Source organism: Rhodoferax sp. (genome assembly GCF_018780565.1).
Classification (GTDB): Bacteria; Pseudomonadota; Gammaproteobacteria; order Burkholderiales; family Burkholderiaceae_C; genus Rhodoferax.
Map to the genome: position 1 here is coordinate 45199 of NZ_JADMJN010000008.1, position 12722 is coordinate 57920.

9 protein-coding genes are annotated in these 12722 nt (G+C 60.4%); 3 read left to right on the plus strand and 6 right to left on the minus strand.

From position 1 onward, the window contains the following. Positions 1–79 precede the first annotated feature (79 nt). From IV109_RS11995 to IV109_RS12005, 3 genes are all read right to left on the minus strand, one after another. A complete protein-coding gene (locus IV109_RS11995; protein ID WP_296696687.1) occupies positions 80–4990 on the minus strand; it encodes a PAS domain S-box protein in 4911 nt (1636 codons plus the stop codon). Between the two features lie 5 nt (positions 4991–4995). After that, a complete protein-coding gene (locus IV109_RS12000; RefSeq protein WP_296696689.1) occupies positions 4996–6084 on the minus strand; it encodes an ABC transporter substrate-binding protein in 1089 nt (362 codons plus the stop codon). Positions 6085–6155: 71 nt separating this feature from the next. Beyond that, positions 6156–7010 (minus strand): M14 family murein peptide amidase A, encoded by an 855-nt coding sequence (locus tag IV109_RS12005; RefSeq protein WP_296696691.1) that lies wholly within the window; start codon positions 7008–7010, stop codon positions 6156–6158. A 99-nt stretch (positions 7011–7109) separates the two neighbouring features. On the opposite strand from IV109_RS12005, the gene IV109_RS12010 reads away from it, so the two are divergent. Genes IV109_RS12010 through IV109_RS12020 form a run of 3 tightly spaced genes read left to right on the plus strand, consistent with a single transcriptional unit; the run spans position 7110 to position 9927 of the window. Beyond that, positions 7110–7628 carry a flavin reductase family protein gene (locus IV109_RS12010; RefSeq protein ID WP_296696694.1) on the plus strand — a complete coding sequence of 173 codons (519 nt, stop codon included), beginning with the start codon at positions 7110–7112 and terminating at the stop codon, positions 7626–7628. 40 nt (positions 7629–7668) lie between these two features. Continuing rightward, a complete protein-coding gene (locus IV109_RS12015; protein WP_296696696.1) occupies positions 7669–8568 on the plus strand; it encodes a DMT family transporter in 900 nt (299 codons plus the stop codon). A gap of 12 nt (positions 8569–8580) precedes the next feature. Next, positions 8581–9927, plus strand: a complete 1347-nt coding sequence (locus IV109_RS12020; protein ID WP_296696698.1) for an HD-GYP domain-containing protein — start codon at positions 8581–8583, stop codon at positions 9925–9927. A 9-nt stretch (positions 9928–9936) separates the two neighbouring features. Here IV109_RS12020 and IV109_RS12025 read toward each other — a convergent pair whose 3' ends face one another. The 3 genes from IV109_RS12025 to IV109_RS12035 all read right to left on the minus strand — a co-directional run bounded on the left by IV109_RS12025 (position 9937) and on the right by IV109_RS12035 (position 12590). After that, positions 9937–10899 (minus strand): hypothetical protein, encoded by a 963-nt coding sequence (locus IV109_RS12025; protein ID WP_296696700.1) that lies wholly within the window; start codon positions 10897–10899, stop codon positions 9937–9939. 27 nt (positions 10900–10926) lie between these two features. Then, positions 10927–12177 (minus strand): CaiB/BaiF CoA-transferase family protein, encoded by a 1251-nt coding sequence (locus tag IV109_RS12030; protein WP_296696702.1) that lies wholly within the window; start codon positions 12175–12177, stop codon positions 10927–10929. 95 nt (positions 12178–12272) lie between these two features. Next, complete coding sequence (locus IV109_RS12035) at positions 12273–12590, minus strand: hypothetical protein (protein WP_296696704.1); 318 nt, start codon at positions 12588–12590, stop codon at positions 12273–12275. Positions 12591–12722 lie beyond the last annotated feature (132 nt).

Below are 12722 nucleotides of genomic sequence, written 5' to 3' on the forward strand. Positions count from 1 at the left end.
AGCCAGTTTAGGATTCAATGTGTTTGCATAAGTTCAATTGAATTGAAGCCTCAATTCAGTATTTCTGAACCAAAGGGGCTCAGGCCTGCAGCACCATGGCTTCAAACGCTTCCAGCGGCATCGGGCGGCCAAACAAATAGCCCTGGTAGGCGTAGCAACCCTGCCCGGCAAGAAACTCCCTCTGCGCCCCGGTTTCCACACCCTCGGCAATCACCGCCAGGCCCAGGCTATTGGCCAGCACCACGACCATCTTCGCAATGGCAGCATCATTGGGATCAATCAGGATGTCCCTGACAAAGCCCTGGTCGATCTTGAGTTGATCCAGCGGCAGACGCTTCAAGTAGGAAAGCGAAGAGTAGCCGGTGCCAAAATCATCCAGGGAAAAGCCAACGCCAACCGCCTTGAGCGCGGTCATTTTGGCGATGATGTCTTCCACATTGGCGACCAGCAAGCCCTCTGTCAACTCCAGCTTGAGTCGACATGGATTGGCGCCCGTTCGCGCCAACACCGCCAACACCTGGTCAACGAAGTCCGCTTGGTGAAATTGCCGTGCGCTGACATTGACGGCCAGAGTCAGTGGGGCCATGTCGGGTCGCCCGGCCCATCGCGCCAATTGTGTGCAAGCCGTTTCCAGCACCCAGGCACCCAGTGGCAGGATGAGGCCGGTTTCCTCGGCCAACGGGATGAACTCGGCTGGCGACACCAGACCCCGCGAGGGGTCATGCCAGCGCACCAGCGCCTCTGCGCCCGTGAGCACGCTGGGGCCGCTCGCCTGCCCCGTCACTTGAGCCTGGTAGTGAAGGATGAATTGCTTTTTCTGTACCGCCTCGCGCAGGCTTGATTCCAGCGCGGCGCGCACACTCACCACCGCCTGCATCTGTGGGTCAAAAAAGCGCAGGGTGTTGCGGCCAGCGGCCTTGGCCTGGTACATCGCCAAATCGGCCCGTTTCAAAGGCTGATCAATGTCTTCATGCTGTTCGCCGAACAGGGTGATGCCAATGCTGGGCGTACTGCGATGCTCGTGAGCGCCGAGCTGGTAGATCTGGTTGAGCGTGGCCAGAATCTTTTCCCCGACGATTTCCGCCTGGGTTGCGGCCTCGGGTGCGCTCTCGCTGAGATCCTCAAGCATGACCACGAATTCATCGCCGCCCAATCGGGCCACCGTATCGCCTTCGCGGATGCACGTCGAGAGACGCTGCGCCACCTGCTCCAGCAACAAATCACCCTGGTAATGCCCCAGGGTATCGTTGAGAACCTTGAAATTGTCCAGATCAACGAACAGCAATGCGCCTTTGCGCTGGTGCCGCGCGCCGGCGGCCAGGGCCTGCTCCAGACGATCCATCAACAGCCGCCGGTTGGGCAAACCCGTCAGCGGATCATAAAAAGCGAGTCTTTTGATCTGCTCTTCTGCCACCTTGCGCGCGCTGATGTCGGTGAAGGTGGCCACGTAGTGCGTTGTCAAACCCGCATTGTCTTTCACCGCAGTGATGGTGAGCCACTCGGGGAATACCTCGCCATCCTTGCGCCGGTTCCAGATTTCGCCTTGCCAGGAACCGCGTTGCTCGATACTGCGCCACAGGTCTTCATAAAACCGCTTCTCATGACGGCCGGATTTGAACAGCCGGGGGTTTTGTCCCACCGCCTCTTGCGCGGTGTAACCGGTGATCTCGGTGAAGGTCTTGTTGACGCGCAGGATCACACTGGACGTATCGGTGACGAACATGCCTTCCTGAGACTCGAAGGCGGTCGCGGCGATGCGCTGGGCCTCTTCAGCCTGCCTTCGTTTGGTGATTTCCCGCGTAATGCCGTGGTAGCCAATCAACACCCCGTTAGCGTCGCGATCCGGTTTGGTCACCACTTCGGTCCAGATCAGGCGGCCATCCTTGCAGCGCTGCTGCAGTTCAAAGGTGGTCGACGCGGTCTCGGATCCCGGTGCGTCTGCTGACCGCTTCTGACTGAGTCGCTCGCGCACCAGCGCGATACCCTCCTCGGTCAAAAGCTCGAACACATGGTGGCCGACCACTTCGTCAAAGCGAAAACCACGCATTCGCTCGTCGGCTGGACTGATGTAGGTGAACCGATTGTTCCGATCCTGCTTCCACACCACATCGCTTGCGTCCTCTGTGAGCAAGCGGAAATGCGCTTCACTGTCACGCAGCTTCTGTGTCGCTACACCTCTTTCGATAGCGATGCTGGCCAGATGGGCGGTTTGTTCAATCAGCACAATATCCGAATCTGCCGGCAGGTGCCGTTCGCGATGGTAGATCGCAAAAGTGCCCAGTACCGCGCCCGAAGAGGACTTGACGGGCTGCGACCAACAGGCACCCAGGCCCGCGCTGGCTGCGAGTTCCTTGTAAGCCACCCAGTAAGGGTGCGTCGCAATGTCTTCAACAACCACCCGCTCCCCGGTGAAGGCTGCGGTACCGCAGGAACCAACGCCCAAGCCAATTTCAGTGCCGTCCAGTGCCGCGTTGTAGAAGTCAGGCAGGCTGGGGGCGATGCCCTTGCCCAGATGCCGCGCTTCGCTGTCAAGCAACAAGATGCTGCAGAGCATCGCGGGATTGAGCCGCTCAACGCCGCGCACCAGTGCCTCCAGCAGGTTTGGCAGCGCCTCCCCTCCGGCAAGCAACTCCAGAATGTGGCTGCGAAATTGCTCGTACAACTCGGCTTGCTTGCGCTGCGTGATGTCATGCAAGGCCCCCAGCAACTTGATGGCCTTGCCGTCCTCCATCACAGCAGAGCCCTGCGCCCGTACCCAGATGGGGCGCCCGAGGGCCGTGACGGCTGGCAACTCCAGGTCATAGGGCGCGCCACAGTCCATGGCGGCCTGTACCGCAGCCCGGATGACTGGCCGAGCCTCAGGCGCATAGAGATTGATGCCCTGCTCCAGCGGGGGCGCCACGGGTGGATCGACCTCCAGGATGCGGCAGGTCTGAGGCGACCAGAAATGCGCCATGGTCTTCAAGTCGAGCTCCCACCCGCCAACTTGAGCGATCTCGCCGGTTCGCTCAAGCAGCTCGGCCGTGGACTCCAGGGCGGCCCGCACGCGGTAGTCTTCGGTGACATCACTGAACACCAGCACCACGCCCACAATCTGGCCAGCGGCATCCCGGATCGGGGCTGCGCTGTCGGAAATCTGGTGCTCCCGCCCGTCGCGGGCAATCAGGGCCGTGTGGTTGGCCAAGCCAACGACTTCACCCCGGTCCATCACCAACTGCACGGGGTTGACCGACGGTACGCGGGTCTGCGCATTGACGATATCAAACACCTCAGGCAGGAATCGACCCACAGCCTGTGTCAGCGGCCAGCCGGTGAGTCGCTCGGCCGTCGGGTTCATGCGGGTGACGCGGCCCTGCGCGTCGGTGGCAATTACCGCGTCCCCAATGGACTGCAACGTGATGGCGAGGTTTTCCTCACTCTGGCGCAGCTGCTCTTGCGCGCGTTTGCGTTCAGTGACATCTTCAGCCGAGGACAAGCTCCCGACGACAGCGCCCGAGGCGTCTCTCAGAAGGGTGTTGTTCCAGGCCATGATCAGTTCCTGGCCCATCGAGTTGACGACGCGGTTCTCGAAGTGGGCCACGGGCAGCAGGTCTCCAGACATGATTTGCCGGAACACCTTCCTGACCATGTGGCGCTCATCGGCCGGGACGAAGTTCTCGAACCAGTCCATCCCGATCAAGCCAGACTCCGCTTGACCCAATACTTCGGCCCCTTTTTTATTGATCATGGAGATCCGGCCATCCACATCGAGCGCCATCAACATGATGCCGGCAATGTCCAGATAGCCTTGCACCCGGTCGCGTTCTCGGGCCAGTTCAGTGGTGCGCTCAAGCACTTTGTCTTCAAGCGTCTGGTGCGCCTTTTGAATACCCTCGGCCATGCCATTGAACGCGTCCGACAGCGCTGCGATCTCACGACTCTCCCTTGGCCGCACCGTGGATCGAACCGACAGATCGCCACGTCCCAGTTTGGTGGCGGTCTGCGCCAGGGAGAGCAGTGGCCGGGTCACCCGGCGCGCCGCCAGACTGATCAGGAGCAAGGCGATTCCCGCGAGAATCAGGCCAGCGACCACCAGGGCACTCAGGTCTTCTTTCAGCGTACCCAGGGCGTCCGACTTGCTCAGGTAGTTGACCACGGTCCACCCTTGCGAGCCACTGAGCTGGAGATAGCGGTAAACCGCAACCCACTCCATGCCCCCGGCATCGGCGTAGGTCAAGGTTCCCTCGAAACCCGGCGCGACCTTGCGGTCCAGCGTGAAGGATCTGCTGTCCAGCGTGTCGCTGGACACATGCACCAAAGCTTGGGCTTCAGAGTCAAACAGTAGGGTCGATGCACGCTTGCCCAAAGCCAGCGACTCATCGGAAAAACCCAGTGTCACAAGCTGCTGGAGGTCAACCAGGCCAATCAGAATACCCACCAATTTCCCATTGGAAAATCCGTCCGCATCCGGTGCATGTATCTGGCGTACCACGGCCAGCGAAGCAGGGGCATCGTTTCGCACCAGTTGTTCAATCATTTCAGTGACGCCCGACTGTGTGGCCCGCTGGATCAGCACAGGATCCTGAAACGCTTTTCCGACATCAGCCGGGTCACTGCTGGCAACAATCTGCTTGCTCACCGGATTGACCACCAGCATTCGCACATAACGATCGGGATAGGCACGCTGCAGGCGTTCGAACACCCGCTCCGTTGTCTGTTGGGCCTCGGGACCCTTGCTCGCCAACTGCCTGGCCAGAACCATGTTTTCAGAAACGACCAACATATCGCCACGCCGCTCCCTGAGACCGTTGGCGATCAGGGTTCGATGCAGGTCCGCCTTGAGCTCCAGGGTGCGCATTGCCTCGGCCAGCCGCTGATTGCGGGCACCGCTGAGCTCCAGCAAAGGCAGACCCAAATACCAGAGCAAAAAGAAGACCCCCAGGGCGGCCAGAAACAGGGCGGCAAAATATCCGGCGATACGACTTGAAAACGACGCGTAAATGCCGGACATTGCGCCTAGTCCTCGTAGTCGAAGCTACGTAACTGGAATGCCCGGGGCTCTGCCAGGACCCGCACCAAACCGTCATAGGTCAAGGCCGCCTGGACGTTCTCCCACTTCGCACCCTCAGGCAATTTGCCCAGTTTCTGTAAAAACTGAAATTCATTCCTGAGTGGCGGGATGCCCGAGATGCTCATGATGGTGGGCGCCGAGGGAACGTCCAGGATCTCCCGGCGCGTGATGGCGCCAATCTGGGCGACCGATATCGGTGTGACTTTGCCGGAGAAAGATTCCGTATTCAGCTTGGCCCAACGTGCGGCTTTTTCAACATTCCGCTGGGAGCGGCGCATCCATTCAATGGCCCGCAAAAATCCGGCAACCACATGGCGGGCGGCCTGCGGGGAGCGCTTCTCAAACTCACGTTCAATAACGAAATAATCGGTGCTCAGGCCCCTGAAGACGATGTGGTTTTTGTCACTCTTCTCCAAGGCGATGGTCGGCGCGGGCTCCCACCCGGCAAAGGCATCGATATCCCCTCTCTCCAGGGCGTCGGGCATATCGCCCACCCCCAGAGCGACACGTTTGATCTGGGCTTCAGCAATGCCTGCCGAAGCCAGACCCTGCAGCAAAGTGTGGTGGGCACTGGAAGCCTCAACGTACCCGACCCGCTTGCCGACCAGCCCACTGACCTGGGTATCGCCCTTGGCGACAATGGCTGTGGACGTCTGCTTGACCAGCCCCACAATCCAGACATTGCCCGTCGAGGCCGCGAGAATGGTCGGCATATCGCCGAGCAAACCAGCGTCCAGACGGCGGTCTTTCAACAGGGAAATCATGTCGGCGCCGCGTCGAAACGGATGCATCGCCAGTGGTTGCTGGGTGTCTGCCAGCGCCTTCTTCAACAGGCGATCGTGTTGCATGACAGCGCTGATAACCCCCGAGGGATAGCCCAATGGCTGAGCGCCGATGTCGACCGGTTGCGAGGCCGGTGACAATCCATACCCCGCAAAATAGTCATCGGCAGCCGTTGCAGAGGAGAGGAACACGGCCAAGGCCAAGCCAGCAAAGACTTTTTGCCGCCGACAGCTGGTGCGTCTCATTTTCATGAACTACCTCTCCCTGGACCAGCACGGTCCCACTGGCGAGTATAGCCACGGCCCGCGGTTGCAGGTGGCCGCTAAGGAGACTTGCGGGAGGGCGAAACAGGCCCTTGTGCCATGACGCTCGGCGCCATGGTGTCGCCCATCCATTGCTGCAAATCCAGCCACATCCGCTTGATCTCGACATCACGTGGTGTCAGCAGCGCACTGGGCAGTTCGATGGTGACCACCGGCATACCTTTGTGCACACCACCGTAATTGCCCAGGGAGCCGGGAAAGATGCCCACCTGATCCAGATACAGTCGCCCCAGGCGGCTCGGTGGGGCAATCGGTCCGTCGAAATCCAGCACGCCGTAGGGCGCATGGATACTGACAATGAGATGCGGCTTGAATCTTTGCATTTCCTCATGCAGGAGTTTCGATTCGGGTTCGCTCAAGGGTTTTTTGCCGGGCCAGCGGCGCGGGTCCTTGCGGGTGCGCTTTTCCCAATAAACCGCAGCATCGCGCTCCCAGTTGGGGGTCGGGAAATTGCGGTTCAGATCCACCCCATTGGCGTTGACACGACGCGATGGCCGACTGAACAAACCATCGGGATTGAGTGCGGGTATGAAACGCCACAGGGTTTGTCCCGGCACGGCCTGGGCCAGGTCAATCCAATGCAAAGCCACTGATGCGGATGAGAGTTCGTCACCATGCATGCCGCCAATCACCAGCACACGCAAGCGGGCATCCTGCGGACCCGTGTCGCGCATGTAGATGGGACGCCCGCGGACGCTGCGGATCGTGGTGGGCTGCAGCTTTGCCGTTTCACACAGGGCCCGCGTGACATTCGGAAGCCTTGCGTAAAAATCATCACAGGCCCCCGACGCAATTGCCTGGGTTGCTATCACAATTGAAGCAACGAAGACCGGGATGAATTTGCAGAAATGCATGCGGTATTTTATTCCCCTGGCGAGTGCAGCACCCGCCTGCGCGACAGGGTTACAGCCCTTACCCACCAGTGATCCCGAAATTTCAGGTAAATTGCACCCATGTCTTTAACTGCCTCCAGTCGCAGGGCCCAGCCCCCCAGTTTTTCTGCCCCCGAGTTCCGCGCCGCCCTGGGTATGTTTGCCACTGGCGTCACGATTGTCACAGCCCGCACGGCCGAGGGTGAACTGATTGGCCTGACTGCCAACTCGTTCAATTCTGTGTCACTTGATCCACCCCTGGTGCTGTGGAGCCTAGCCAGGGCCGCGGCGTCGATGCCCGCCTTCAGCACCGGCTCGCACTACGCCATCAATGTCCTGGGCGCTGATCAGCATGACCTCGCCAAACGTTTTGCCGCCAAGGGCCTGGACCGTTTTGCCGACGTGGCGTTTGTGGAAGGTGTGGGCGGTGCACCCCTGTTGTCCGGGGCTGCCGCCAGTTTTGAATGCTTCAACCGCAGTCGCTATGAAGAAGGCGACCATGTGATCTTCGTGGGCGAAGTGGAGCGCTGTTCGCACCGCTTAGGCGCCTCACCGCTGCTATTTCACGGCGGCAAGTTCTACACCGAACACCCCTTGTGATACGAAGGATGGGCCGCACCATGACGCTCAGGCCCGGCCTATGACGCTGCGCAAAAACCACCTGGATGGTGTCGCCATCGGGCTGTTGTTGGCCTGCTGCCTGTTCTGGGGGCTTCAGCAAGTGCTGGTGAAAGCCACCATCCCTGAAATTCCCCCGGTCTTTCAGGCGGCGCTGCGCTTTGCGGGCGCCACCGTCTTGTTGTGGCTGTGGTGCCTGTGGCGCGGCGTGCGCCTTTTCGAACGCGACGGCACGTTGGCCATCGGTCTTCTGGCGGGCACGTTGTTCGCCATTGAGTTTGCCTGTCTCTACGCCGGGCTGCAGTTCACAACGGCCTCCCGACTCACCGTCTTTCTGTATACCTCACCCTTCTGGGTCGCGGTGCTGCTGCCTTTGCGGGTGAAATCCGAACACTTGGCGCCGGTGCAATGGGTGGGCCTGGCCCTGGCCTTTGCAGCCGTGCTGTTTGCATTGCGCGATGGCCTGGGTGCCCAAAGCCAGCCCCGGCAATGGCTGGGCGACTTGCTGGCGCTGGCGGCAGGCATGTTTTGGGGTTTGACCACCATCGTGATTCGCGGCTCGCGTCTTACCCGGGTGTCGCCTGAAAAGATGCTGTTTTACCAAGTGACGGTCAGCACCGTCACGCTGCCCGTGCTGTCGCTGGTACTGCACGAGCAATGGGTGTGGTCCTGGAGCGCATTTGGCAGCACCTCGATGCTGGTGCAAACCGTGGTGGGCGCATTTGCCAGCTACCTGACCTGGATGTGGCTGCTGGGGCGCTACCCGGCGACCAAGATCTCGGTTTTTGTATTCCTCACGCCCGTGTTTGCCCTGTTGTTTGGCGCACTCTGGCTGCGGGAGCCAATTACCATCAATTTGATAGCAGCTTTGTCAATGGTGGCGCTGGGGATCGTACTGGTCAGTCGAAAGCCGGCCGCCTGAAGGAAACAAGTCATGCAGGCATTGAAACTGTCGGAACTCATGGGCGCCTTGAGCCATGCGCTGGACATTACCGAGGGTCAGCCCGAGGGACACTGCGTGCGCTGCTGCTGGATCGGCATGCACATTGGCCAGCAGTTGAAGTTGCCAAGCGGCGAACTGTGGGAGCTGTATTACACGCTGCTGCTCAAAGATCTGGGCTGCAGCAGCAACGCCTCCCGCATCTGTGAGCTTTACCTGACCGACGACCTGTCTTTCAAGCGCGATTTCAAGTGGGTCGATGGCACCTTGCCCCAGGTGCTGCGCTTTGTGCTGCGTCATACCGGTCCAGCCTCCGGCTTGAAAGACCGGCTGAAGGCTTTGGGTGGCATCCTGACCAACGGCGACGACATTGCCCAGGAACTGATTCAGACCCGTTGCACACGCGGCGCGGACATCGCCCGCCAGCTGCGCTTCTCGGAAGGTGTGGCGCAAGGCATTCATTCGCTGGACGAGCACTGGGACGGCGAAGGCCGGCCCGAATGCCTGGCCGGCAAAGCGATTCCACTTTACGCACGCATCGCGCTGCTGGCCCAGGTGGTGGACATCGTCAATTGTTCAGACGGCAAAGCCGCCGCCCTGAAGGAAGTGGTTGCGCGACGCGGCAGATGGTTCGACCCCGAGCTGATTGACAGCTTTCTGGAAGTTGCCAGTGCCGACGCCTTCTGGAGCACCCTGAATTCCCCCGAAGTGGAGTCCTGCGTGTTCGCCATGGAGCCCGGTGGCCATGAAGCCCTGCTCGACGAAGACTATCTTGACGACATTGCCGAAGCGTTTGGCAAAGTGGTCGATGCCAAAAGCCCCTTCACCGCCGGCCACAGTGCCCGGGTGGGCCTCTACACGGCCCTCCTGGGTGAGTCACTGGACCTGCCTGAGGCGCGTCGGCGCTGGCTCAAGCGCGGAGCCCTGCTGCACGATGTGGGCAAACTCGGCGTCAGCAACTCGATCCTGGACAAGCCCGGCAAGCTCGACGATGCGGAGTGGGCGTCCGTCAGGCAACACACCGTTTACACCGAGTCCATCCTGGGACGAATCAAGGCTTTCGACGAGCTGGCGCGGGTTTCTGCCGCGCACCATGAGCGGCTCGATGGCGGGGGCTACCCGCGCGGCATCAAGGCTGAAGACATTGCACTGGAAACGCGCATCATCACCACCGCCGACATCTTTGACGCCATCACGGCTGAGCGGCCTTACCGGGGTGCTGTGCCCATCGACAAAACACTGGCCATCATGGCGGACACCGTGGGCACGGCGCTGGATGCCAACTGCTTCGAGCATCTGAAAAAAATCATCCGCACCAACCCGGAGTTCTTCCCCAAATAAAAGGGGCGTTCAGTTCTGGGGTGGGGTACTGCCCAGGCGTCGGGGCGAAAAACGGAACACCTGCGGATCTGTCACGTCCACGCTCGCCTTGATCCAGCCCATGAAGGGCGAACCAAAGGTTTCCACACGGGTGAAGTTTTTAACCAATTCATTGCCAGCGCTGTCGAGCATCGGCTGGTCGATTTTCTGCCAGTGGGTATCGCCATGCACCAGCACCACCTGGCCCGCAAAAGCCTGGGTCTCAGCTCGCAGCTGGGTCAAAAATTCTCGATAGCCGGGACGCGTATGACCGGCACTGAAAGCTTCCAACTCCGGATTGGCCTGAATCACGATCATGATGCCCGCCAGCTTCTTGGTTCGCGCCAGGGCAAAAGCCTGCGCCAGCCAAGCCCGGTTCGCAGCGCCACGCTCAATGAACTCCGGTACCGGGCCGCCGCCGCGGGTGGTGCCGTGGTAGTTGTTTTCGCTGCCCGGCAGATTCAACCCGACAAACAGAGCCCCGCCCAATTCCCAACGCACGTTTTCACGGTAGCCGGCAAAGGCGGGGTCGCTGCTCTGACGCACCAACGGCATGGGCCGCTGACCCAGGGCCGTGTCGCCGGCAAAAAACAGTTCACGCAATTTACCCAGACGCTCCAGCGGGTCGTAAGAACCGTTGTTGCTTCGATGGCAATCGGTCCATTCATTGTCACCCGGCACAAAAACCAGTGGATGCCGGGATGCCTGGAAGACGCCCAGCATGTCGCGCAGCACCTCGTCGCTGCATACGCTGCCGCCGCTCTTGATGTCCCCGTCATGCACGACAAAGGCCAGGTCTTCACGGTCCATCTCCGCCATGAGTTCAGGCAGCCGCTCCCGCTCCCGCGGGCTGTAGGGCGTGTCGCCGAACAGACCGAAGGAGACCGGCTGAGCGCCAACCGGCGTCGCCAGCAAGGCACACAGGCTCAAGGAAAGCAAATATTGGGGGATCATCAGCAAACTAGCAGAGAAAAGTTTGAATTAAACCACTCCAGTTTGCCGCAGCGCCGCAATCTGCGCGCTGTCCAGGCCCAACTCGGCCAACACTTCATCCGTGTGCTCACCCAAGGCCGGTGGTGGGCGATTCAACACGGGTGGCGTTGCCATGAGACGCAGCGGACTGGCCACACTCGCTATTGATTCAATAGCTGATTGCGCAGCAACGACTGGTGATAGAGGCTGATTAACCACCAGATGCCGGGCCTTGACCTGGGCATCGTCAAACGCCTGACCAAGATCATTGATGGGTCCGCAGGGCACGGCCTTGTCTTCCAGCAGGCTGATCCACTGCGCGGTGGTGCGTGTGCGGGTGACCTCTTCCATGGCCGGAATCAGCGTACCGCGGTGGGTCACGCGCCCGGCCATGCCGGCGTAACGCGCATCAGCGGCCCATTCGGGCTTGCCTGCGGCATGGCAAAAGCGGCTGAACTGGCCGTCATTGCCAATCGCCAGCAGCATGGAGCCGTCGGCCGTGGGGAAGTCCTGGTAGGGCGCCAGGCTGGGATGGCTGTTGCCCTGACGCTGCGGGACCTTGCCGGTGTTCAGAAAACCCGCCGCCTGGTTGGCCAGGATGGCCATGCCGACGTCGAGCAGGGCCATGTCGATCTGCTGGCCCACGCCGGTCCGGTTGCGCACTTCCAGCGCGGCCAGAATCGCACTGCAGGCGTACACGCCGGTGAACAAGTCCGTCAACGCCACACCCACGCGCTGCGGCCCACCGCCGGGCACGCCATCGGCCCGGCCCGTGATGCTCATCATGCCGCTCATGGCCTGGATCATCAGGTCGTAGCCGGCACGCTCTGCGTAGGGGCCATCCTGGCCAAAGCCGGTTACCGAGCAATAGATCAGGCGCGGGTTGATGGCTTTAAGGCTCTCGTAGTCCAGGCCGTAGGGCTTGAGGCCGCCAACCTTGAAGTTCTCCACCAGAATATCGCTTTGCAACGCCATCTTGCGAATAATGGCCTGCCCATCCGGGTGCGCCAAATCCAGCGTGATGGAGCGCTTGTTGCGGTTGGTGGCCGTGTAGTAGCTTGCTTGCGTGGTGTCCTTGCCCTGCACGTCTTTCAAAAACGGAGGCCCCCAGTGGCGCGTATCGTCACCCGCCACGGGGCGCTCGACCTTGACCACGTCGGCGCCCAGATCCGCCAGCATCTGGGTGCACCAAGGGCCAGCGAGCACGCGGGAGAGGTCGAGGACCTTAAGGTGGCCTAAGGCCGATGGTTTGTCTGACATATGAATTCAATTCTCTGATTGCGTGTTGGGTTGCGTGTGTGCCCGCCAAGCGGGGTCAGGTTGGCGGTCCAACAAAGTAACTCTTGCGATTGCATTTATTTTGTGAATAGTTTGTATGCACGAAAACAGCCAAACGACAACAGCATCAACGTCGCACACGCCAGCAGTATTGCAATCATCACCATACCCACTTCTTCTTGTGGACTTTGGAAACGGTATCCAAAACTAATGGCAACTAATGCCGCTGTCACTACCCCAATCGTCGCGACAAGCAGGGCCAGACGCCCCGCTGCCCCGACCTGGCGACTTAGCAGGAGGATTACTGCAGCAGAAAATCCTAAAAAGACATACAACGCCCCGAACACGTAGCAGAGAAGCCACGTCCAGTTGGCAATCTGTTTCAGCAATTCCATGTTTGCATCTCGACATGCCTAGCAACAGCACTACCTACTGGGTTAGGGGTATGGGGCTTCGCCGATTTCGCAAAGCGAAGCGCGTATGAGGCGAATCCCCATACCCCAACCCAGCCACCCAGGACGTCGGCT